At 64.2% G+C, this 23,588-nt stretch carries 17 protein-coding genes; 13 read left to right on the top strand and 4 right to left on the bottom strand.

Features of this window, described 5'->3' with window-relative positions; all coding sequences use genetic code 11:
• Positions 1 to 2: 2 nt before the first annotated feature.
• Positions 3 to 758 carry a uroporphyrinogen-III C-methyltransferase gene (gene cobA, locus GZH52_RS06290; RefSeq protein WP_163315635.1) on the top strand — a complete coding sequence of 252 codons (756 nt, stop codon included), beginning with the start codon at positions 3 to 5 and terminating at the stop codon, positions 756 to 758.
• A gap of 3 nt (positions 759 to 761) precedes the next feature.
• Here the strand turns inward: cobA and GZH52_RS06295 are convergent, their stop codons facing one another.
• Genes GZH52_RS06295 through GZH52_RS06305 form a run of 3 tightly spaced genes read right to left on the bottom strand, consistent with a single transcriptional unit; the run spans position 762 to position 6,545 of the window.
• Positions 762 to 2,174 (bottom strand): efflux transporter outer membrane subunit, encoded by a 1,413-nt coding sequence (locus tag GZH52_RS06295; RefSeq protein ID WP_163315636.1) that lies wholly within the window; start codon positions 2,172 to 2,174, stop codon positions 762 to 764.
• Positions 2,171 to 5,335 (bottom strand): efflux RND transporter permease subunit, encoded by a 3,165-nt coding sequence (locus GZH52_RS06300; protein WP_163315637.1) that lies wholly within the window; start codon positions 5,333 to 5,335, stop codon positions 2,171 to 2,173. The genes GZH52_RS06295 and GZH52_RS06300 overlap by 4 nt, the downstream gene beginning before the upstream one ends.
• Positions 5,336 to 5,351: 16 nt before the next feature.
• Positions 5,352 to 6,545, bottom strand: coding sequence for an efflux RND transporter periplasmic adaptor subunit (locus GZH52_RS06305; protein WP_163315638.1), 1,194 nt, complete (start codon positions 6,543 to 6,545; stop codon positions 5,352 to 5,354).
• 442 nt (positions 6,546 to 6,987) lie between these two features.
• On the opposite strand from GZH52_RS06305, the gene GZH52_RS06310 reads away from it, so the two are divergent.
• The 9 genes from GZH52_RS06310 (at position 6,988) to GZH52_RS06350 (ending at position 18,659) form a co-directional block, all read left to right on the top strand.
• Complete coding sequence (locus GZH52_RS06310) at positions 6,988 to 8,580, top strand: OmpP1/FadL family transporter (RefSeq protein WP_163315639.1); 1,593 nt, start codon at positions 6,988 to 6,990, stop codon at positions 8,578 to 8,580.
• A gap of 130 nt (positions 8,581 to 8,710) precedes the next feature.
• Complete coding sequence (locus tag GZH52_RS06315) at positions 8,711 to 11,086, top strand: 3-hydroxyacyl-CoA dehydrogenase/enoyl-CoA hydratase family protein (protein ID WP_163315640.1); 2,376 nt, start codon at positions 8,711 to 8,713, stop codon at positions 11,084 to 11,086.
• Positions 11,087 to 11,186: 100 nt separating this feature from the next.
• Complete coding sequence (locus tag GZH52_RS06320; RefSeq protein ID WP_163315641.1) at positions 11,187 to 12,389, top strand: acetyl-CoA C-acyltransferase; 1,203 nt, start codon at positions 11,187 to 11,189, stop codon at positions 12,387 to 12,389.
• A 469-nt stretch (positions 12,390 to 12,858) separates the two neighbouring features.
• Positions 12,859 to 13,293 carry a type IV pilin protein gene (locus GZH52_RS06325; RefSeq protein WP_163315642.1) on the top strand — a complete coding sequence of 145 codons (435 nt, stop codon included), beginning with the start codon at positions 12,859 to 12,861 and terminating at the stop codon, positions 13,291 to 13,293.
• Entirely contained in the window at positions 13,257 to 13,778 is a 522-nt protein-coding gene (locus tag GZH52_RS06330) for a GspH/FimT family pseudopilin (RefSeq protein ID WP_203525640.1), read from the top strand. Before GZH52_RS06325 ends, GZH52_RS06330 begins: the two co-directional genes overlap by 37 nt.
• Positions 13,778 to 14,194 carry a type IV pilus modification protein PilV gene (gene pilV, locus GZH52_RS06335; RefSeq protein ID WP_163315643.1) on the top strand — a complete coding sequence of 139 codons (417 nt, stop codon included), beginning with the start codon at positions 13,778 to 13,780 and terminating at the stop codon, positions 14,192 to 14,194. Before GZH52_RS06330 ends, pilV begins: the two co-directional genes overlap by 1 nt.
• An 18-nt stretch (positions 14,195 to 14,212) precedes the next feature.
• On the top strand, positions 14,213 to 15,406 hold the full coding sequence (locus GZH52_RS06340) for a PilW family protein (protein ID WP_163315644.1): 1,194 nt from the start codon (positions 14,213 to 14,215) through the stop codon (positions 15,404 to 15,406).
• Positions 15,394 to 15,975, top strand: coding sequence for a pilus assembly PilX family protein (locus GZH52_RS06345; protein WP_163315645.1), 582 nt, complete (start codon positions 15,394 to 15,396; stop codon positions 15,973 to 15,975). The genes GZH52_RS06340 and GZH52_RS06345 overlap by 13 nt, the downstream gene beginning before the upstream one ends.
• Positions 15,972 to 18,659 carry a pilus assembly protein gene (locus tag GZH52_RS06350; RefSeq protein ID WP_163315646.1) on the top strand — a complete coding sequence of 896 codons (2,688 nt, stop codon included), beginning with the start codon at positions 15,972 to 15,974 and terminating at the stop codon, positions 18,657 to 18,659. The genes GZH52_RS06345 and GZH52_RS06350 overlap by 4 nt, the downstream gene beginning before the upstream one ends.
• A 32-nt stretch (positions 18,660 to 18,691) precedes the next feature.
• Here GZH52_RS06350 and GZH52_RS06355 read toward each other — a convergent pair whose 3' ends face one another.
• The gene (locus GZH52_RS06355) at positions 18,692 to 19,870 is read right to left on the bottom strand and encodes a vWA domain-containing protein (protein WP_163315647.1); all 1,179 of its coding nucleotides are present in this window, start codon (positions 19,868 to 19,870) and stop codon (positions 18,692 to 18,694) included.
• A gap of 101 nt (positions 19,871 to 19,971) precedes the next feature.
• Here GZH52_RS06355 and GZH52_RS06360 point away from each other — a divergent pair, with 101 nt between their 5' ends.
• The 3 genes from GZH52_RS06360 to GZH52_RS06370 are packed head-to-tail and all read left to right on the top strand — an operon-like array spanning position 19,972 to position 23,509.
• The gene (locus tag GZH52_RS06360; RefSeq protein WP_163315648.1) at positions 19,972 to 21,399 is read left to right on the top strand and encodes a coniferyl aldehyde dehydrogenase; all 1,428 of its coding nucleotides are present in this window, start codon (positions 19,972 to 19,974) and stop codon (positions 21,397 to 21,399) included.
• Positions 21,396 to 21,917: a hypothetical protein gene (locus GZH52_RS06365; RefSeq protein WP_163315649.1), complete on the top strand. Its 522-nt coding sequence runs from the start codon at positions 21,396 to 21,398 to the stop codon at positions 21,915 to 21,917. The genes GZH52_RS06360 and GZH52_RS06365 overlap by 4 nt, the downstream gene beginning before the upstream one ends.
• Positions 21,914 to 23,509 carry a GMC family oxidoreductase gene (locus tag GZH52_RS06370; RefSeq protein WP_163315650.1) on the top strand — a complete coding sequence of 532 codons (1,596 nt, stop codon included), beginning with the start codon at positions 21,914 to 21,916 and terminating at the stop codon, positions 23,507 to 23,509. The genes GZH52_RS06365 and GZH52_RS06370 overlap by 4 nt, the downstream gene beginning before the upstream one ends.
• Positions 23,510 to 23,588 lie beyond the last annotated feature (79 nt).

Genomic DNA, 23,588 nt, shown 5'->3' on the forward strand with positions numbered 1-23,588 from the left:
ACATGGGACAGGGCAAGGTTTGGCTGGTGGGTGCGGGGCCCGGGGACGCCGAATGGCTGACGCTGAAGGCGGCGCGCGTGCTCGCCGCGTGCGAGGTATGGCTCGTCGACGACCTGGTCGATAAAAGCGTGCTGGAACTGGCGGGGCCTCGGACGCGCATCGTGCGGGTGGGCAAGCGCGGCGGCTGCAAGAGCACGCCGCAGGCCTTCATCCTGCGCCTGATGCTGCGTTACGCGCGGCAGGGTCGCAGCGTCGCCCGGGTGAAGGGGGGCGACCCCTTCGTGTTCGGGCGCGGTGGCGAAGAGTGGGCGTGGCTGGCCGAGCGCGGGGTGGAAGTCGACGCGGTGGCCGGCGTCAGTGCCGGGCTTGCGCTCGGTGCGGCGCTGGGCCTGCCGCTGACGCACCGGCAAACCGCGCGCGGCGTCGCGCTGGTGACCGCGCACACCACCGACGGCACGCGCCCCAACTGGCAGGCGCTCGCGCAAAGCGCGCTGACGCTGGTCATCTATATGGGCATGCAGGATGTCGCGGCACTTCAGGCGGAATTGCTGGACGCGGGCTTGCCTGATGGCACGCCGGTACTGGTCGCCGAGCGGGTCGGCTGCGAAGGCTCGCGCTCGCGCACCATGGTGCTGGGCACGCTCGCGCGCATCGTGCGCGAGGCGGGCCTGGCGAGCCCCGCGCTGGTAGTGGTCGGCGAAGTGGCCGCGCTGGCTGCCCGGCTGCCTGCAGCGGCCGTCGGGCAGCGTTGCGCGTAAGGTTTAGCGCGCGGGAGGCGGCGTGTTGATCATTGCCGCGCGGTCGACCCAGCTGCCGCCGAACACCAGATAGAGCCGGGCGGCGTCGCCCAACTGGCTGGTGCGCGCCTGTGCCTGGCTGATCTCGGCCGCGTACAGCTGGCGGCGCGCGTCTAGCACGGTCAGGTAGGGCGCGAGGCCGCCGTCGTACTGCAGCCAGGCAAGGTCCGCGTACTCCTTGCTGCTGCGCGTCAACGCAACTTCCGACGCAAGCTTGCGCCCGTCCGCGCTGTACTGGCTCAGCGCATTTTCTACGTCGGCGAACGCCTGCTGCACGGTCTTCAGATACGTCTGTTCGGCCGCACGCTTCTTCGCCTCGGCACTGCGCACCTGGCCGAGTGTCGAGCCGCCGGAGAACACCGTGCCGGCCACCGCGGCGCCGACGCCCCAGATCGAGGTGCCGCCCTTGAAGAGGTCGCTCAGCGCGAGGCTGACGTTGCCCGCGTTGCCGGTCAGGCTGATGGTCGGGAAGAACTGTGCGCGGGCGACGCCGATCTGCGCGTTGGCGGCGACCAGTTGCCGCTCGGCTTCGAGGATATCCGGGCGCTGGGTGAGCAGGGTGGACGGCAGCGCGGCCGGCACCTGCGGCAGGGTCAGCGCGTCGATGTCCTTGCCGCGCGCGATCGGGCCCGGGTTGCGTCCGAGCAAGAGGCTCAGCGCGTTCTCGCTCTGCGCGATCGCGGCTTCCAGCGGCGGGATTGCCGACAAGGCCTGCTGGTACTGGCTCTTCACCTGTTCGACGTTGATGCGCGCGACCGCCCCGTAACGGAACTGCAGCTCAAAGAGCTTGACCGTCTCATCGTAGCTTTGCGCGGTGCGCCGGGTGATCTCGAGCTGGCGGTCCAGTCCGCGCAGTTGCAGGTAACCCTGCACCACGGTGCCGGTCACGCTCAGGAGCACGCCGCGGCGCGCCTGTTCGCTCGCGGCAAGCTGGGCGCGGGCCGCCTCGCGCTGCCGGCGCAAGCCGCCCCACAGGTCGATCTCCCAGCTGGCGTTGCCGAGGAACTGGTAGGTGTCGTTGCTCTTGCTGTCGCCGGCGAGCCTTTGCGTCGCGGTCACCCCGCGCTGGCCGTTCAGCTGGTAGCCAAGCTGCGGGTAGAGCGCGGCCGACGCCGTGGTCAGTTGCCCGGCGGCAGCCTCGACGTTGGCCAGCGCGATCGCGAGGTCGCGGTTGTTGCGTAGCGCCTCGTCCACATAAGTGTCGAGCACCGGGTCGCCAAAGGCACGCCACCAGTCGTGGTCCAGCGCCGCAGCCTGCGCGTCCTTGGTGGCGTACCGGAAGGCGTTCGGGGTATCAACAGCCGGCTGCCGGTAGTCGGGGCCGACCGCACAGCCGGTTGCCAGCGCGACAAACGAGAGGGTCAGGAGCTTTTTCATGGTTGTCCCTCCTTGGAAGTCGCGGCGGCCGGTTCGGGGGTGTCGCCGGTCTTGCCTTGCCCTTTCTCGCGCCAGCGCTCGAACAGGTAGTAGAAGAGCGGCACGAAGATCAGCGCAAGCGTGGTGAGCAGGAGCATGCCGCCGACGATGCCGGTGCCGATCGAATGCCGCGAGTTGGCGCCGCTGCCGGTGGCGAGCGCCAGGGGCAGGGTGCCGAAGATGAACGCGAGCGAGGTCATCACGATCGCGCGCAGGCGCAGTTCGCCTGCGTCGACCGCCGCCTCGATCAGGCTCTTGCCGGCCTTGCGCTGGATCACCGCGAATTCGACGATCAGGATCGCGTTCTTGGCGGCCAGACCCACCAGTACCAACAGGCCGATCTGCATGTAGACGTCGTTGTCCAGCCCGCGCAGCCAGGTGGCAAGCAAAGCGCCCAACAGGCCGAAGGGCACCGCCGAGATCACCGCCGCCGGTAGCGCCCACGACTCGAACATCGCGGCGAGGATCAGGAACACCATCAGCATGCCCAGCAGGAAGATGAACGCCGAGTCGTTGCCCGCCGTGGTTTCCGAGTACGACAGGCCGCTCCACGCGTAGCTGTAGCTGGAGGGCAGTGCTTCGGCGGCGGTCTCCTCAAGCGCCTTGATTGCCTGTCCCGAGCTGTAGCCGGGCGCGGGCGAGCCGGTCACTTGCACCGCCGGGAAGCTGTTGAAGTGCGACATCAGCGCAGGGCCGTTGGTGAATCGCGTGTTGACGAGTGCCGAGAGTGGCACCATCTCGCCGCTTTGCGAGCGGGTATACACATGCGCGATGTCCTCGGGCGTCTGCCTGTACTTGGCGTCGGACTGCAGGGTGACGTCCCACACCCGGCTGAACTGGTTGAACTGGCTGGCTCTAAGCGAGCCGAACTGCGCCTGAAGCGTGGAGAGCACCTCGTTCACCGGTACACCGATCAGGTTGCTGCGCGCACGGTCGATGGTCACCTTCAGTTGCGGGCTGTTGGCGTTGAAGGTGCTGGTCATGCGGCCCAGTTCCGGGCGCTTGGACGCGGCCTGGATAAAGCGCTGTACGATGGCCTGCATCTGCTCGGGGCCGTCGGTACCGCGGTTCTGGATCCATAACTCGAACCCGCCTTGCGTACCGATGCCAGGAATCGGCGGCGGCACGATGGGGATCACCGTGCCCGCAGTCATCGCCTGCGACTGCGCGCCGATCTTGCCGGCAAGCGCGAACACCGACTCGTCGGCGTCGGGGCGTTCCTTGAATGGCTTAAGACCGATGAAGGCAGTCCCCGCATTCGACTTGACCTGCCCGTCGAGCAGGCTGAAGCCGTCGATCATGGTATTGAATTGCACCTCCGGGTTGCTGCGAACGATGGTGTCGAGCTGATCGCCCGCCTTGACCGAGCGTTGCAGGCTGGCGGCTTCCGGCATGATCAGTGCAGCCATCATGTAACCCTGGTCTTCCTGCGGCACGAAGCTGGATGGCACCATGCGGAAGAGCTGCCACAGGCCGACCAGCATCACCGCGAGGCAGAGCAAGGAAAAGAACGCCTTGCGGATCACCATGTGCGACAGGCGCCCGTACGCCTTGGTGGTGCGCTCGAAGAAGCGGTTGAACACGGCGAACGGCCCCCTGGACGGCGGCGTGGTGCGCTTGAGTAGCAGCGCGCACAGCATCGGCGTCAAGGTCAGCGCGGAAATGCCGGACACCAGCACGCCGCTGGCGATGGTCGCCGCGAACTGCTTGTAGAGCTGGCCGGTGGTGCCCGAGATGAATAGCGCCGGGATGAACACCGCCGAGAGCACCAGTGTCATGCTGATCACCGCGCCGGAGACTTCCTCCATCGACGCGATCGCCGCCTCCTTGGGCGTCATCTCCGGGTGGTCGTGCATCATCTTTTCGACGTTCTCGATCACCACGATCGCGTCGTCGACCACCAGGCCGATCGCGAGTACCAGCCCGAACAGGGTGAGCAGGTTGATCGAGAAGCCCAGCGCATAAAGCCCGATGAAGCCGCCTAGCAGCGACACCACGATGGCGATGCCGGCGATCAACGTCGCACGCAAATTCTGCAGGAACAGGTAGATCACCACGATGACGAGCACCATCGCCTCGATCAGCGTCTTGACTACTTCCTTGATCGAGTCGCGCACGAAGTCGGTTGTGTCCAGCGCGACGGTGTATTCGACCCCCTTGGGGAAGGTCGCCTTCATGTTCTCAAGCGTCTTCCTGACTGCGTCCGAGACGTCCAGTGCGTTAGCGCCTGGCGCGAGGTAAATGCCGATCGCGGACGTCGGCTTGCCGTTGAAGAAGCTCGAGCTGGTGTAAAACTGGCGACCGAACTCGACACGCGCGACGTCCTTCAGGCGCACCACCGCGTTGCCGTCCTGCGAGGCCTTGAGGATCATGTCCTCGTAGACGGAGAGGTCGGAGAACGCGCCGTCGGTGACCACCGGGAAGGTCATCTGCACTTCGCCTTCGCTCGGCGCCTGCCCGATCTGCCCCGCGCCGACCAGCGCGTTCTGCGCGGCGATCGCGTTTTTCACGTCGGTGGTGGTGACGCCCAGCGATGCCATATCGCGCGGCTTCAGCCAGATGCGGATGGCCTGGTTGGGCGAGCCGAACATCGAGGCCTGGCCGGCGCCGGGCACGCGCTTGATCGCGTCCATGATGTTGACGTTGGTGTAGTTGTCCAGCTGCTGGGCGTTCATGGCGCCGCTCTGGTCGGTGATGGTGACCACCATCAGGATGCTGGACGACTTTTTCTGTACCGACACCCCGTTCTGGGTGACGATCTGCGGCAGTTGCGGCGTGGCGAGGTTGACCCGGTTCTGCACCTGCACCTGCGCGATGTCAGGGTCGGTCGCCAGGTCAAAGAACGCGGTGATGGTGACGTTGCCGCTGGAGGAGCTGCTCGAACTCATGTAGAGCAGGTTGTCGACGCCGGTGATCTGCTGCTCGATCGGCGCGGCGACGGTCTGCGCGGCGGTCTGCGCGTCGGCACCCGGGTAGTTGGCGGTGACCTGCACCTGCACCGGCGCGATGGTCGGGTACTGCTCGATCGGCAGGCCGGACATCGCCAGCACGCCGATCAGCGAGATCACGATCGATACCACCGCCGCGAAGATCGGCCGTTCGATAAAGAAGCGGGAGAACATGGCGGACCTCCCGCGTTCAGGGTTGGGTGGCGGCCGGGGCAAGGCCCAGCTCGGCGTTGACCTGCGCGTCGCTCAATGGCTTGACCTTGAGCGGGGTGTCCGGGCGCAGGGTGGCAACACCGTCGACGACGACCTGCTCGCCAGGCTTGATCCCGCGCTCGATGAACCAGCCCTTGTTCTGCCACGGGCCGACTTCGACCGGACGGTATTCCGACTTGCCGCTCTTGCCGACCACCCACACATAGTTGCTGCCCGCGCCCTGCTGGACGACCTTTTGCGGGACGAGAATCGCGTTGGGGCGGGTGGCGCCGGTGAGGCGGATGTTCACGTATTGGTTGGGCATCAGCACGCCGTCCGGGTTGGGGACCGACGCGCGGACCATGAAGGTGCCGGTGTCGCTGTTGTAGAAGGGCGACGCGAAGGTGATCTTGCCGGTCTGCCCGTACTGCTGGCCCTCGCCTAACAGGATCTCGGCGTTGAACATGCCTCCCGGCGGCGTCTTGAGCAGGCCCTTGCGCGCGGCGGCATCCAGACTCTGGCGCTGGCTCTCGGACATGCTGAAGTTCACCCACATCGGCGAGAGCGTCGCCACCGTCGTCATCTTGCTGTTGGTCGGGCTGATATAGGTGCCGACCGACGGGATCGCCATGCCGGACACCCCGTCAACCGGCGAGGTGATCACCGTGTAGCTGAGGTTGAGCTCGGCCTGCGTCACCGCCGCCTCGGCCTGCTTCACGCTGGCCATCGCCTGCTGGTAGGTGCCGGTCGCCTTGTCCAGATCAGCCTGCGCCGCCGCGCCGCGCGGGGTCAGCTCCTGGTAGCGCTTGAGGGTGAGCCGTGCGGTCTCGAGCGCCGCCTGGCTGTTGGCCAGTTGCGCGCGCGCCGAATCGAGCGCGGCCTTGAACGGCCGCTGGTCGAGCACGAACAGTGTCTGCCCCTTCTTGACGCGACCGCCTTCGGTGTACTGCTTGCTGTCCAGATACCCGGCGACCCGCGCGTTGATCTCGACGTTCTGCGAGCTCTCGACCCGCGCGACGTAGGTGAAACTGACCGGCACGTCGCGCGCGGCGACCTTCATCGCGGTGACGGCGGTCGCTGCTTGCTGGGGGGGCTGTTGCTCCTTGCCGCAGCCGCTGACGGTGATGGCCAGCGCGAGCAAGCTCAGGGTGCTGCCGGCCTGTGCCAGGCGCAAATCTGTTTTTGGTGTCATGCCCACTCCTAAGCATCGGTCGATCGGATGCCGGCCGCGTTGCGTACCGACTACACTACGAACGTCGTACCGGCCGTCTGGCCGGTACGGTGATCCGGAGGCCGTCTGCGTGCACGCGCAGACGGCCTTTTTATCTTTACACCCTAGTGCAAGCGGGCAAGATTGCACTATGCGTATGCATTAGAAGTGACGTGCGACCGGGGTCGAGCCAGGGAGAGGGGCGGTGGGGCTGCACCGCATCATGCGACGGGGGTATTCACGCGAAATAAAATCGGGTACATTCACCCGCATGGATTCAAACGATCGTTTGGAACGCACAATTAGAACGATCAATCTAAAAACTGGTGGAAATACTCTAGCGCTCTGGTAGTATCGCATTGCCTTGCAATATGCGGGCAACATAGGCAAACAACATCAAAGCCGCACACAGAGGGACACACACATGAAGCTCAAGCACCTCAGCCTGTCCGTGATGCTGATCGGGGCCACTTCCACCGTTTTCGCTTCCGGCTACCACTTCGGTACCCAGTCGGTCAGCGCCCAGTCGACCGCCAACGCGAGCGCCGCCGAGGCCGCCAACGCGTCGACCATCTTCTACAACGCCGCCGGCATGACCAAGCTGGAAGGCACCAATTTTGCCGGTGCGCTGAACCTAGTTGCGCCGAGCGTGAAGTACAGCAATGCCAAGGCGTACACCCCGCCTAACCCGGCCACGGGCTACCCGGGCACCGAAATCAAGGGCAAGCAGTCGGGCAAGATCACCGACGACATTCTCGCGGTGCCGCACCTGTACTTGACCCATCAGCTGAACGACAAGATGACCGCCGGCTTCGGCGTGTACGTACCGTTTGCCTCGTCGACCGAATACCAGCGCGACTCGGTGTTCCGCTACAACCTGAACGAGACCGCGCTGAAGACCATCGCTTTTAACCCGACCATCGCGTTCAAGCTGAACCCGCAACACTCGGTCGCCGTCGGTGTCGTCGCCCAGTACGCAGATGCCAAGCTGCGCCAGTACGCAAACTTCGCTCAGTCGTTGGCGGGTTATTACAGCAGGCAAGTAAATCAAGCTACCACAGACGCAGTTAAAGCATACGCAGCATATCAACTGGCTCCTACTGACCAAAATAAAGCTTTGGCCTTTGCCAAAGCAGCAGCCGCAGCTGGTATTGATCCTAAGTCTACTGCTGGTCAAGAAACCTTGAAGAAGGCTGGTGCGACCCTTAAGCAAGCAGCTGGATATCTTGCTCAGGATGGTGCAGTCGGTGTTTATGATGGTTATTCCAAAATCAACGGTGACGACTGGGGCTTCGGCTTTACGCTGTCCTGGTTGTGGGATATCAACGAAAACGCCCGCGTCGGTCTGAACTACCGCTCCAAGGTCAAGCACAAGCTCGAAGGCGACGCCGACTGGACGGTGCCGGGTGGTGCCGAAGGTCAGATCGTGGCAGGCCTCGGCTACGTCGACAGCAGCGCCAAGGTCGATATCGATACGCCAGAGTCGCTGTCGCTGCACGGCATGTACAAGTTCAACCCGAAATGGACCGGCTTCGGCGACCTGACCTGGACCAAGCACTCGCGTTTCGATCAAGCTGCCGTAGTGTACGGCGTGCCCAAGCAGGTATTGCCGCCTCCAGCGGGCAAGGCCGATAAGACCATTCTGAGTCCGGAGTGGAAAAATACCTACCGCCTGTCGCTGGGTGCCGCATACGAGTACAGCGAGCCGCTGCAACTGCGTGCTGGTATCGCATATGACAAGTCTCCGGTTCCGTCCGAAGACAAGCGCCTGGCTACCATGCCGGACAGCAACCGTATCTGGTTCTCGGTGGGTGCCAACTACGAGCTGAACAAGCAGTCTTCGCTGGATGTTGCGTACAGCTACATCCATATTGCGGACGCCAAGGCCAAGGTGAACGGTTACTGCGGTGGTTCCGCCCCGCGCGAAGTCAACTGCGTGTCCAGCTATACCAAGGGCTCGGCTGACTACAAGTCTTACGCCAATCTTCTTGGCGTGCAGTATAACTACCGCTTCTAAGCCCTCACCGGTGAGTTTGGGAGCGTGAGTTCTCGGGGTTGGCCGCCGCAAGGCGGCCCGCCCTCAGATGCAAGACGGCCCTGCAGGGGCGCCGTCTGATGATTGTTGTGTTTCAACCAACGAGGAAACCATGTCTCAATCCAAATTCATCGTACGCAAGGTTGCCGTGCTCGGCGCCGGCGTGATGGGCGCGCAGATCGCCGCCCATCTCGTGAACGCCAAGGTGCCGACCGTGCTGTTCGACCTGCCGGCGAAAGAAGGCGACAAGAACGGCATCGTTCTCAAGGCAGTCGATGCGCTGAAAAAGCAGAAGCCGTCCCCGTTGTCGAACAAGGAAGCCGTGCTGCACATCACGCCGGCCAACTACGAAGACCACCTGCACCTCTTGAAGGACTGCGACCTGGTGATCGAGGCGATCGCCGAGCGCGCCGACTGGAAGGCCGACCTCTACCGCAAGGTCGCGCCGCATCTGGGCGAACACACCATCTTCGCCACCAATACTTCCGGCCTGAGCATCAACATGCTCGCCGACGCCTGCCCGGAAAGCGTCCGTCCGCGCTTCTGCGGCGTGCACTTCTTCAACCCGCCGCGCTACATGCACTTGGTCGAGATCATCCCGTGCGTGACGAGCGACGCGGGCATGCTCGACAACCTCGAGCGCTTCCTGGTGACCACGCTGGGCAAGGGCGTGATCCGCGCCAAGGACACCCCGAACTTCGTCGCCAACCGCATCGGCGTGTTCTCGATGCTGGCGACCATCGCCAACGCCGAAAAGTTCGGCATCCGTTTTGACGTGGTCGACGACCTGACCGGCCCGCGCCTGGGGCGCCCGAAATCCGCCACCTTCCGCACCGCCGACGTGGTTGGCCTCGACACCTTCGCCCATGTAGTCAAGACCATGGACGACACGCTGCCGGCCGACCCGTGGCACGCGCTGTTCAAGTCGCCCGAGTGGCTGCAGAAGCTGATCGCCGACGGCGCGCTCGGTGCCAAGGCCAAGCGTGGCATCTACAAAAAAGACGGCAAGATGATGCTGGTGTTCGACCCCGCTGCGGGTGAGTACACCGGCGCCGGCCAGAAGGGCGACGACGCGGTCAAGGAAATCCTGAAGATTTCCAACCCGGCCGACAAATTCAAGAAGCTGCGCGAGAGCAGCCACCCGCAGGCGCAGTTCCTGTGGGCGTGCTTCCGCGACGTGTTCCACTACATCGGCTTCCACCTCGCCGATATCGCCAACTGCGCGCGCGACGTCGACTTCGCGATCCGCTGGGGCTTCGGCTGGAGCGTCGGCCCGTTCGAAACCTGGCAGGGTGCCGGCTGGCAGCAGATCGCAGGCTGGGTGGCCGAGGATATCGCCGCGGGCAAGTCGCTGGGCAACGCCCCGCTGCCGGCGTGGGTGCTGGAAGCCGACCGTGCTGGTGTCCACTTTGACGCGGGCTCCTATGACGCTGCTTCCGGCAAGCTGATCGGCCGCTCGCAGCTTGACGTCTACCAGCGCCAGTTGGCGCCGGCCAAGGTGCTGGGTGAAACCAACGCGCCGCTGGGCGAGACCGTGTTCGAGAACGCCGGCGTGCGCGCCTTCACCTCCGGCGACGACGTGTTGGTCGTGTCGTTCAAGTCCAAGGCACACGCGATCGGTCCGGACGTGATCGACGGCCTGAACGCCGCGCTCGACATCGCCGAAGACCGCTTCAAGGCGCTGGTGATCTGGCAGACCGAAGAGCCGTTCTCGGTCGGGGCGGATCTCTCCTCGATGATGCCGGCCTTCATGATGGGCGACTGGGACGCGATCGAGAACGCGGTGACCCGCTTCCAGTCGATGTCGATGCGCCTGCGCTACAGCCAGGTGCCGGTCGTCGCGGCGACCCAGGGCTACGTGTTCGGCGGCGGCTGCGAATTCGTGCTGCACGCGGACCGCGTGGTGTCCCACCTCGAGAGCTATATCGGTCTCGTCGAAGTCGGCGTCGGCCTGCTGCCGGGCGGCGGCGGCTGCAAGGAATTCGCGATGCGCGCGGCCGCCGAGGCGCGCGGCGACATCCTGTCCGCGCTGAAGGACTACTTCATGACCATCGCCATGGCCAAGGTCGCCACCAGCGCCGCCGAGGCGCAGGAAATGGGCTTCCTGAAGAAGGCCGACGTGGTGGTGTTCAACGCGTACGAGCTGCTGTACGTCGCCAAGAGCGAAGCGCTGGCGCTGGCCAACGCCGGCTACCGCCCGCCGCTCAAGAGCAAGGGCTTCCCGGTGGCCGGCCGCGCCGGTGCCGCGTCGATCAAGGGCCAACTCGTCAACATGCTGGAAGGCCGCTTCATCTCCGAGCACGACTACTTCATCTCCGGCCTGATCGCCGACGTGATGTGCGGCGGCGACGTGGAGCAGGGCACGCTGGTCGACGAGCAGTGGATCCTGGGCCTGGAGCGCAAGGCGTTCATCACGCTGCTGAAGCACCCGAAGACGCAGGCGCGCATCGCCAACATGCTGACCACCGGCAAGCCGCTGCGCAACTGACGCGACGTCCGCAACGCATAGACAGACTTTAAGCGGCAGGGTGGCCGGCCACGAGGGGCCGCCCGGCGCGCCAGACGCGCACCGCAGGAGAAAACAAGGTATGACCAAGCAAGTACAAGAAGCGTATATCGTCGCCGCCACCCGCACCCCGGTGGGCAAGGCGCCGCGCGGCATGATGCGCAACGTGCGCCCGGACGACATGCTCGCGCATGTGATCCGTAGCGCGATGGCGCAGGTGCCGGAACTCGACCCGGCGCTGGTCGCCGACGTGGTGACCGGCTGCGCGTTCCCGGAGGCCGAGCAGGGCCTCAACATGGCGCGTATCGGCGCGCTGCTGGCAGGCCTGCCGGACACCGTCGGCGGCATCACCATCAACCGCTACTGCTCGTCCGGCATCAACGCCGTGCAGATGGCGGCCGACCGCATCCGCCTGGGTGAAGCCGACGTGGTGATCGCCACCGGTTCCGAGTCGATGTCGATGGTGCCGATGATGGGCAACAAGGTGTCGCTCAACCCGGAAATCTTCGCCCGCGACGAAAACCTGGCCATCGCCTACGGCATGGGCCTGACCGCCGAGAAAGTCGCCCAGCAGTGGGGCATCTCGCGTGAAGACCAGGACGCGTTCGCCGTCGAGTCGCACCGCCGCGCCATCGCCGCCATCGAGTCCGGCGCGTTCAAGGCCGAGATCAGCCCGCTGACCGCGACCTACCGAACGCCCAACCTCGAAACCGGTGAAGTCATCGTCAAGACCCGCGTGCTCGACACCGACGAAGGCCCGCGCCGCGACACCTCGCTCGAGGGTCTGGCCAAGCTGAAGACGGTGTTCGACGCCAAGGGTTCGGTCACTGCCGGCAACAGCTCGCAGATGTCCGACGGCGCCGGCGCCGTGGTGCTGGTCTCCGAGAAGGTGCTCAAGCAATTCAACCTGACCCCGCTCGCGCGTTACGTGACCTTCTCGGTCAAGGGCGTGCCGCCGGCGATCATGGGCATTGGCCCGAAAGAGGCGATCCCCGCCGCGCTGCGTCAGGCCGGCATCTCGCTTGCCGACATCAAGTGGATGGAGCTGAACGAGGCGTTTGCCGCGCAGGCGCTGGCTGTCGCCCGCGACCTCGAGCTCGACATGGGCGTGGTCAACCCGCACGGCGGCGCGATCGCCCTGGGCCACCCGCTGGGCGCCACCGGCGCCATCCGCGCGGCGACCCTGGTGCACGGCATGCGCGGCCGCGGCGAGAAGGGTTACGGCATGGTCACTATGTGCATCGGCACCGGCATGGGCGCCGCAGGCATCCTCGAGATCTTGTAAGCCTGGCTCTATGCACCGGTTCAGCCGGTGCTTCCGTAAAGCCCCCGGCCTTGGTCGGGGGCTTTTGTTGGCGGGTACCCTTGAGTCAAGTCATTTGGCTTGCAGAAAGAGGCGGGCGATGGAGGCTGACGCGTGGGGCGATTTCAGTTACGACCATCTCGGCCCTAAGGCGGTTGCTAGTGAGGATACCGTGGGCGCGACGGCTGGGTTGTTGCAAATAAGTAACAAGAAGTTACGGCCGCCTACATAGGCAAAACTGTGCGCAGCGCACTGCTGACGTGCGTAAGCCCTTGTATCGTTGGCTTTGCGGTGTTCAGGGACGGCCACGGGTAATCACCCTTTTCCTGCTCGCCTAGGAGTAACCTGCCATGCGGGTGTTTCATGCGTACGAAGTCCAGCCTGGCGAAGTAAAATCCAAATTGGGTGATTGGCTATTGCCATAAAAAGGGGCGCATAGGCTGGGGGCAACATGAAAAACGGATTTACCCTGATCGAGATGGTGATCACGGTCGCGATCATCGGCATCCTCGCTGCGATCGCATGGCCAGCGTATACGGATTATCTGGTCAGAGGTCGCCTCAGTGAGGCGCATGGCATCCTGTCGACCTGGCGGGTTCGTCTCGACCAGTTCTATCAGGACAACCGGCACTACGGGTCGAGTGCAAACGCTTGCGGTGTATCGGAAGCGGTACCTGCCAACTCTCCCTTTACCTACAGCTGTAACTGGGGTGCAGTCGGAACCAACCAGGGCTTTACGGTCACCGCTGCCGGCACTGCCGGCGGCGCAATGGCTGGCTACACCTTCATGATCGACCAGGCCGGCAACAGGGCAACTACCGCGTTCCCGGGCTTGTCCGGCAGCGCAGCTTGCTGGTTTACCAACAACGGACAGACATCATGCTGAGGCGCTTTGCCGGTTTTACGCTGGTTGAGGCAATGGTCAGCGTGGTCATCCTGTCTATTCTCGCCGCGCTGGCCTTGCCGTCATTCAACCAGATGGTCGCCAATTTCAGAGTTCGCACGGCGGCCGAGGCGATGCTGAACGGCCTGAAGCTTGCCCGGTCCGAAGCGGTGCGCCGCAATACGCAAGTCAGCTTTACCGCCAGCGGCACGGGCTGGACCGTCGCTCAGGTTTCGCCAGCGACCACCTTGCAGACCCGGCCGGCTAACGAAGGCGGGCGTGGCCTTACCATGACGTTTGCTAGTGGTAACGCCAGTGCGACTTTCCAGCCGAACGGACGGGTACTGGCGGGCTCGCCGCTGACCCAGATCAAAGTCTCATCAGGTGTGACAGGTGCCGATCGCCTGCAGGTGAACCTTGGGCCTGGCGGGCAGGCTCGGCTGTGTAACGAGTTAATCACCACTGCCAACGATCCGCGAGGCTGCTGATGACTTCACTCCATTCCAGACAACGTGGTGTGTCGCTGATCGAAGCGCTGGTCGCCATCTTGCTGTTTTCTCTGGGCGTGCTTGGTCTGATTGCGCTGCAGGGCCGCGCGGTGACCTTGAGTGCCGATGCGAAATACCGGGCGGATGCAGCATTTTTGGCCGACAGCCTGATCGGCCGCATTGCGGTAGCCGATCAAAGCAACCTCGACGTTTTTAAAACACCGGCCGCCAGCGGGACGATCACCGGCGACTGGGTGGCCGAAGTGGTGGCGACCCTGCCAAATGCCACAACGCAGACACAGACGGTTGCCGTCAATAAGGCAGCACGCGAGATCACGGTCACCCTGCAGTGGCGGTCAAGTCCGGGTGCAGACTTGCGAAGCCATCGAGTATTCACGGTGTTGCCGCCACAATAAGTTTCAGGGGAGATCAGCGTGAAAGCATTGAACCTCAATCGAGCAAGCCGGGGCTTTACCCTGGTCGAACTGATGGTCGGCATTGCGGTCGGCTTGCTGGTCGTGCTGGCGGTTACGCAATCGGTCGCTTTCGTCAACCAGCAGCGCAAGGCGACTACCGGTGGCAACGACGCGCAGGAGAATGCTCAAGCCGCCTTGGTTTTCTTGGACGGAGCATTAAGATTGGCCGGAAACGGAATGTCTTTGCGGGAGAGTCCGTTCGCTTGCACCTCGTACAACGCGTATTACGATCCGCCCGGTGGCGGCTCGCCTGTCACCGTAAGTGGCGGGACTGACCTTGGTTTCATTCCCGGGGTGGCGATCCCTAGAAATGGTCTAGCGGTGAGGTTGCAGGGTGGCGCTGGCGTAGCCCCCGACGCGCTCACCGTGTACAGCGCGCCGCGTAATATCAACGGGGTGATTGGAGATGCAGGGCTGGTACAACTTTCCGGCAACATGCCGGTTCCTTCCGCAAACATTGATGTAGACGGTTTTGCCGACCTGAAAGAGGGCGAGCTGATTCTGATCAAAGACCCAACCAATCCAAGCATGCCTTGCAGTCTGCACAAGATTACAGGCCTGGTGAGTGGTGGGCTGAAGATCCAGGCCAACCCCGGTGCCAATGGTGAGTACAACCCTTCCGGCACCCCCCCATGGACTAATTTCAGCTATTCGGCCGGCTCGTTGGTCCTGCGGGCACCGACGCCGGGCAATCAGCTGCTGGAGACTAATAGTTATAACCTGGCTGCCAGCCGCCTGCAGCACTGTGCCGGCGAACTCGGATGTGCATCGCCAACCGCACTGGTCGACGGCATCGTCCAGTTGCAGGCGCAGTACGGAGTCAGTGCCAGCGCCGCTTCGAAGGTTGTTTCGCAGTGGGTGGAGCCGACCGGTGCCTGGGCAAACCCGAGCAGTGCAGACGCCAAGCGCATCCGCGCGGTACGCCTGGTGGTGGTCGCGCGCAGCGCGGAAGTGGCACCCGACAATGTGACGGCCGCGTGCACCAATGCCGCCGGCGTCTCCAATACCGGTCCTTGCAGTTTCCAGGATGCAGCCGCCCCGGTGATCGACCTGTCGGCTGTGTCCGTGCCGGCTGGCCGGACCTGGCAAAACTACCGCTACCGCGTGTACACCACGGTGGTGCCGTTGAGGAATGTGGTATGGAACATCTAGCAGGGCGTCACCGCCAACGCGGGGCGGTGCTGTTTGTCACGCTGATCGTACTCGTAGTGTTGATTCTCGCCGGCGTCGCCGTGGTGCGCTCAATGGAGACGTCCAGCCAGATCGCCGGCAATACTGCTTTCCGGCAGGCAACCATGCACGCGACGGATCGCGCGATCGTCGACGCGCGCAATGCATTGCACCAGCGGATCGTGGTCGACAAGGCTGGCAATACCGCTGTCGCCAACCGCTACCTGAACACGCGCTCGGCCAATGCTGCCGATTTTGGTGCGCGTGGCATCCCGACGGCGATCAACTGGGCCAACGTGACCTGCACCAAGGCGGACGGTACCAACGGAGACTGCACGGCGAACAACGGAGATTACCGTTTTCAGTATGTGATCGAGCGGCAGTGTTCGGCCAATCCGGTGTTGACCAGCGTTTCTGACGTGAAGGCCAAGTGTGCGTATGAGATGACAGGCGGGGCGGTCGAGGTCAGGTACCGTGTTTATATCCGTGCGCTGGGCCCGAGAGGGACCGAGTCGTTTTACGAGGTGATGCTGGGAGGGCCGTACAATTGAATGCAAATAATAAATTACTGCTGGCGGGTCTGGCCGCTTCCTTGTTGCCCATTTCTGCCATGTCTGCGGTGTCCATCAGTGACGTGCCGCTAGCTGTGCGCAATAATGTACGGACCAATTTTATTTTCATGATCGACGATTCAGGGTCGATGAAGGATAAGGTAAGCGGATCTGGTGGCAAAACCAGAATGGCGGTCGCCCAAGATGCTGCCAAGGCTGTGCTTGATTCCTTGCCTTCAGCTAAGTCGCGGGTTGCTATGGTCAGCTTTTCCAATGCGGGCTCCCAGCATTTGGGTGGTGCGCTTGACTATGGATTGAGGGATCTGGATAGCGACTCTCTTTCCGGAATCAAGTCCGAAATTTCAAAATTATCTCCGGCCAACTGGACTCCGCTGTCCGAGACCCTGGCGGGGGTTGGTCGTTACCTCGCCAATGCGTCTGCCGATAACACACTGAATTTCAGTGGCAATCAAACTGCCAAGGTCAGCAAGTTTTTCGAACAGAATAATACTGGTCGTACAGAGCTGGCAGGGATGTCAGATTCAGACTATCCGATCGAATATTGGTGCCAGCGTTCAAACGTGATTGTAATGACGGACGGCGAATCGACGGAGGATGTCGGTCTGTCCGGTAACGTCTATCTCCGTGATTTTGACAACGATTGTCCGAATTGCACTTACGACAGGAAAACAAGCAACAACCATCCCCCTACTTCGCATATTGGTGGGACTCACACGTATAACCAAACTGACTCATCTCCTCGCGGTAGCGATTATCTGGATGACGTAGCACAAGCCATACACGAAGTTGATCTGCGGCCGGACCTGTTGCCGCCTGCCGGTAAGGCCAAGGGGCGTACCGTTTCCGTTTATATGATTGGCTTCGCAGATGACACGCTGAAGGACTCTCCCTTGATGCAGGAATCCGCCGCGCAGGGGGGCGGCAAGTTCATGTACGCGGGAGACGAGGACAAGTTGAAGGAAGCCTTTCAGGGGGCTATCGACGACGCCTTCGCCAAGGAAAACGCTGCGGCGGCGGTTGCCGTCGTCAATACGCAGGTCGTGGTCGACAATACTGCGTACGCGTCTCGCTACAACTCGGGTACCTGGAGCGGGGACCTGATGGGCTACCGCTTGAACACCACCACCGGCATCCCGATCGAACCGCCAGCCTGGTCGGCGGCCGGTTTGTTGGCCAAACGCACAGACCCACGCAAAATCGTGACTTACAGCGGCAGCAATGGGGTGGTGTTCAGTGGGGCGATGGGGGGGCTAAGTGCCGCCGACGTTGCAGCCCTTCGCGGCGCTCGGCTAGGCGACATCGTCAACGCCGAGCCGGTCGTCGTTAAATACGGTAGCCGCACCGTGGTATTCCAGCCAGCCAACGACGGCATGTTGCACGCCTTCGAAGGCAAACTGGAGGCTGGAGGCGGTGAAGAGTTGTTTGCCTATGTACCGCGTGCTTTATATACAGGCAGTGCGCCGGCGTTGTCTTCACAGAAACTGCCACTAAAGGCGGGGGCTAACCACCAATATCTGGTTGACGCGACGCCGGCTGTCGCCGATTTCGGCAGCCAGAAGCTGCTGGTTGGGGGGCTGGGCAAGGGCGGCAAGGCATATTACGCGCTCGATATCAGTTCGCCCGATGCCAACAACGAAGTCGGCTACGCCAGCAAGGTGAAATGGGAAGTCGTTCCGGATGCCAGCAAATCAGGCTACAGCTTTGCCACCCCCTTGCTGGTCAAGACCAGCAAGGGGGACCGGGTGGTGGTGCCTTCCGGCTATAACAACAGCGACGGCAAGGGCTACGTATTCCTGCTCGACCCGGCCGACGGCAGCGTCGAAGCGACCATCGAGACAGGTGTGAGCGGAGACCTTGCCTATCTTGCCAAACCGCAGGATGCGGTTGTCACGGCCGTAGTCGACGTGATCTACGGCGGCGACACCCAAGGCAACCTGTTCCGCTTTAACCTGGCCAGCGAAACATCCGTCCGTATCGCGCAACTGAAGGATGGTAGCGGCAACGTCCAGCCGGTGACCTCGGCACCCTTGGTGACTACTGGCACCAATGCTGGTGAGTTTCGAGTGTTTGTCGGCACCGGCCAGTATCTGGATGTGGCGGATATTGCTTCGACCAGACGGCAGACGCTGTACGGCGTGTTCGACAACAGTAGTGTGGCGACACCAACCCTGCCAAATATTCGTGGCAGCAATGGTGCCAGCTGCCCGACGGAAGGTGGTGATGGTGCATTCGTCTGCCAGACCCTGAGCGGGAACGATTCGTCAGGGTACTCGGTGAGCGCGAATGCCATCGGCAGCAAGAAAGGCTGGTACGTCGACCTGCCGGTCAGCGGTTCTCGCATCACCTCGCAGGGGGCACTCTCGCGTGGTGGTGTGCTGGTCTACACCGCGAACAAGCCGACCGATACCAAATGCGAGCCCGGCGGCAGCAGCTATCTTTTGACACTGAACCCTGAAACTGGAGGCAGCTTGGGGAATGGCGTCAAGGGCATGGTTTGGATCAGTTCTGCGCTGGCTAGCCGGCCGGTGCTGGTCGAGACCGCCGACGGCGAGCGTGCACTGGTACGCCATGCTGACCAGAGCTTTACGAGTACCAAATTGTGGACGCCGCCCGTGGCGGGGGCGACGACGTTCAGGGTGTTGTCTTGGCGTGAACTGTTGTAGCCGCCACGAGCGAAGATCAGCCGGACAACGGCTCAGCCCCGCCTGAGCCCCCGCATCGCGCGGGTCAGCCCGTCCACCGTCAGCGGGAACATGCGGCCGTCCATGCGCTCCTGCAGCATCGCGATCGACTGCACGTAGGGCCAGCGCGATTCGTCCTCGGGGTTCAGCCACGCGGCGTGGCGGAAGTGCTGGGTGAGGCGTTTGAGCCACACTTCGCCGGCTTCCTCGTTCATGTGTTCGACGCTGCCGCCCGGGTAGGCGATCTCGTACGGGCTCATCGTCGCGTCGCCGACGAACACCAGCTTGTAGTCCTGGCCGTAGGTGTGGATCAGGTCCCACACCGGCAGGACGCTGGCCTGGCGGCGCGCGTTGTCGCGCCACACCGTCTCGTACACGCAGTTGTGGAAGTAGAAGGTCTCCAGGTGCTTGAACTCGCTGCGCGCGGCGGCAAACAGCGACTCGCACACGCGGATGTGGTCGTCCATCGACCCGCCGATGTCGAAGAGCACGATCACCTTCACCGCGTTGTGCAGCTCGGGCACCATTTGCAGCGAGAGATGGCCGGCGTTCTGCGCGGTGGCAGCGATGGTGGCGGGCAGGTCGAGCACCTCGGCGCTGCCTTCGCGCGCGAATTCGCGCAAGCTGCGTAGCGCGACCTTCAGGTTGCGGGTGTCCAGCTCGCTGTCGCCGTCCAGGTTGCGAAATTCGCGCTTGTCCCACACCTTGACCGCGCGGCGGTGGCGCGACTGGTCCTGCCCGATGCGGATGCCTTCCGGGTTGTAGCCCCACGCGCCGAATGGGCTGGTGCCGCCGGTGCCTATCCACTTGTTGCCGCCCTGGTGCCGGCCGTGTTGTTCGGCCAGCCGCTCCTTCAGCGTTTCCATCAGCTTGTCCCAGCCCAGCGCTTCAAGCGTCTGCTTTTCTTCTTCGCTGAGGAATTTTTCGACCTGTTTTCTTAGCCACTCCTCGGGCAGCTCGCGCGCTTCATCGGAGAGGGACGACTCGATGCCGTACGCGAAGCGCGCGAACACCTGGTCGAAGCGGTCGAAGTGGCGCTCATCTTTAACCAGTACGAGCTTGGACAGGGTGTAGAAGTCGTCGACACGGCCGAAGGCGAGGTGGCGGCGCAGGGCGTCCATCAGCACCAGCCATTCCTTGATCGAGACAGGGACGCCGGCTTCGCGCAGCGAGTAGAAGAAGTCGAGTAGCATGATGTGCGGGTGGTGACAGCGTCAGGCGATTGGCTTAGAGTGAAAATACTATGACAAACGACCGTTTGAACGGTCGCCCGGCCACACGAGGATAACATCATATGGACGCACCGACCGCCCCGCTCATGCTTTCCGGCGACCTTGCCGCGCGGCTCGACGCCTTGCGCGGCGCGTGGCGTGCCGACCCCGACCCCTCGCTCGCCGCGCGCCAGCGGGTGCTCGATGCGCTGCGTGAAATGCTGCTGAATCACGAGCACGAGTGGTGCGCGGCGGTGTCCGCCGATTTTGGGCATAGAAGCGACACCGAGACGCGTCTCGCCGAGCTGTTCCCGTCGCTGGAAGGTATTCGCCACGCCAAGAAGCACCTGTCGCGCTGGATGAAGCCGCAAGGGCGGCCGGTGTCGCTGTGGTTCAAGCCGGCGCGTGCGCATGTCCGGCCCCAGTCGCTGGGCGTTATCGGCGTGATCGTGCCGTGGAACTACCCCGTCTACCTCGCGCTGGGGCCGATGCTGGCGGCGCTTGCCGCCGGCAACCGGCTGATGGTCAAGATGTCGGAGTTCACGCCCAACACCGGCGCGCTGATGGCTGCGCTGTGCAAGCGCTACCTCGCCGGCTGGGTCGACGTGGTCGAGGGCGACGCGGCCGTCGCGGCGGCCTTCTCGGCGCTACCCTTCGACCATCTGCTGTTTACCGGGTCGACCGCGGTCGGCCGCCACGTGATGCGCGCGGCGAGCGAGCACCTGACGCCGGTGACGCTGGAGCTCGGCGGCAAGTCGCCGTGCATCGTCGCACCGGGGTTTGACGCGCGCCGCGCGGCCGAAGGCATTGTGGTCGGCAAGATGCTGAACGCCGGGCAGACCTGCGTCGCGCCTGACTATCTACTGGTACCAGAAACTGAAGCGCCGGCGCTTGTCGACGCGATCAGGGCGGCGGCGACGCGGATGTACCCGACGCTGGCCGCCAACCCCGACTACACGGCCATCGTCAACGCTCGCCACCACGAGCGGCTCACCGGCCTGCTTGCCGAAGCAGCCGCGCGCGGCGCGAAGCTCACCGAGGTCAACCCCAAGGCGGAAGACCTTAGTGCCAGCGGCAAGCTCGCACTCACGCTGGTCGAGGGTGCGCCGGAGGACTCGCGGCTGATGCAGGACGAGATCTTTGGCCCGCTGTTGCCCATCGTGCCTTACCGCAGTTTCGACGAGGCGATCGCCTACGTGAACGCAAGGCCGCGCCCGCTGGCGCTGTACCTCTTCGACACCGACAAGGCGCGCATCGCCCGCACCGAGCGCGAGACGGTCGCAGGCGGCATGTGCGTGAACACCACGGTGCTGCACGTCGCGCAGGACGATTTGCCGTTCGGCGGCGTCGGCGCGTCGGGCATCGGCCACTACCACGGCCACGAGGGTTTCCTGACCTTTTCCAAGCTCAAGCCGGTGCTCACCATGCCGCGCCTCAATACCCTGTGGCTGCTGCACGCGCCTTACGGCGCGCGCGCGCGCTGGCTGCTCGCAAGGATGCTCGGCCGATGAGGGCCGACCGCCGCCGTTTCATCCAGGCAGGCCTCGTCGGCTCGCTGCTGCTGGCGGGCGCGGCCTGGCTCGCGCGCCCCGACGCGACCTCGCCCGCGCTGCTGGGCGGCACGCGCTTTGTCAACGCCCAGGACGCGCCCATGCTTGCAGCACTGGCGGTGCCGATGCTGGGGCTGGAACTTACCGCCGGGCAGCGCGAAGCCGTAGTGCGCGGGGTGGACGCGGCGGTGGCCGGCATGCCGCTGGCGATCCAGGCCGAGGTGAGGCAGTTGTTCGACCTGATAGGTTCGGACTGGGGCCGGCGCTACCTTGCGCTGGTCAAACCCGCGTGGGGCGAGGCCAGCGCCGCCGAAGTCGCGGCCTTCCTCGAGCGCTGGCGCACCGCGCCCATTGCGCTACTGCGCGCCGGCTACCAGGCGCTGCACGCGCTGATCAACGCCGCGTGGTACGGGCAGGCAGCCAGCCACGCCGCCATTGGCTATGCGCGGCCCGAGTTCGCGAGGAGGCTGTTTGAATGACAAGCCCCATCCATGACACCTCGCTCGAAGGCCTCGCACGCGGCTGGCGGGTGACCGACGCGTCCACGCTTAAGGCGAACCAAAACCTCGAGTGCGACGTGGTCATCGTCGGCAGCGGCGCCGGCGGCGGCATGGCGGCCGAATCGCTGGCGCGGCGCGGCCTCTCGGTAGTTCTGATCGAGGAGGGCGGCTTGCTTGGCGCCAGCCGCTTCAAGATGGTCGAGGCGCTGGCTTACCCCGAGCTCTACCAGGAATCCGCCGGGCGGCAGACGGCGGACAAGGCGATCACCATCCTGCAGGGGCGTACCGTCGGCGGCTCGACCACCGTCAACTGGACGAGTTCGTTCCGCACGCCGGCCACCACGCTTGCCTGGTGGCGCGACGCGCACGGGCTCGCCGGCCTGACCGACGCCGAAATGGCACCGTGGTTCGCCCAAGTGGAGGCGCGCCTGGCTATCGACACCTGGGCGATGCCGCCCAACCCCAATAACAGCGTGCTGGAGAAGGGTTGTGCGGCGCTGGGTCTCTCCAGCGCCCGCATGCGCCGCAACGTGAAGGGCTGCTGGAATCTCGGTTACTGCGGGATGGGCTGCCCGACCAACGCCAAGCAGAGCATGCTGGTGACGACCATCCCCGCCGCGCTCGACGCGGGCGCGCATCTGCTCACCCGCGCCCGCGCCGAGCGCCTGCTGCTGCAGGGGCGCCGCGTGGCGGGAGTGATACTTGCCGCGCTGGGCGCAGACGGCATCCGCCCAAGCGGGCAGACGCTGACCGTGCGCGCGCGCGAGGTGGTGCTCGCGGCCGGCGCGATCGGCACGCCGGCGATCCTCTTGCGCAGCGGCGCGGCCGACGCGTCGGCGCAGACCGGCAAGCGCACCTTCCTGCACCCGGTGGTGCTCTCCGGCGCGGTGATGAACGAGGAAATCCGGCCGTGGCAGGGCGCGCCGCAGACCGTGTACTCGGACGAATTCCTGCACCGCTGGCCTCTGGCAGAGCGCGTCGGCTACAAGCTCGAGGTGCCGCCTATCCACCCGGTGTTGCTCGGCACCACGCTGACGGGCTTCGGTAGCGCGCACCGCGGACAGATGCGGCAGATGCCCAACCTCAACGTGATGCTCGCACTGACCCGCGACGGCTTCCACCCCGAAAGTACCGGCGGGCAGGTGAAGCTCAGGGGCGACGGCTCGCCGCTGCTCGACTACCCGCTGACCGCTCCCTTGTGGGACGCGTTCCGACACGCCTGGCTGACCATGGCCGAGCTGCAGTTCGCCGCCGGCGCGCAAAGCGTGCTGACCGTGCACGAGGACGCGGCGCCGGCGCGAACGCTTGCCGAGGCACACGCGCAGTTGCAGGCGCTGCCGGACGAGGTGCTGCGCGCGCGGGTGGTCAGCGCGCATGTGATGGGCGGCGCGGCGATGGGCAAGGACGAGCAAAGCGGGGTGGTCGACGCGCACGGCCGCCACTGGCAGTACGACAACCTGACGGTGGTGGACGGCTCGGTGTTTCCGACCAGCATCGGCGCCAACCCGCAAGTGTCGGTGTACGCCTTCGCGGCGCGCAGCACCGACGCACTGGGAAAGCGGCTGGCGTAGGGCGCTTCCACGGTTTTACTTCTACACACACCCGGCCTGTGCCGGGTGTCGTTTTTTGTCGCGCGGTGGCAAGGCTGTC

The sequence above is a fragment of the Crenobacter caeni genome (genome assembly GCF_010435965.1).
GTDB classification, from domain to species: domain Bacteria; phylum Pseudomonadota; class Gammaproteobacteria; order Burkholderiales; family Chromobacteriaceae; genus Craterilacuibacter; species Craterilacuibacter caeni.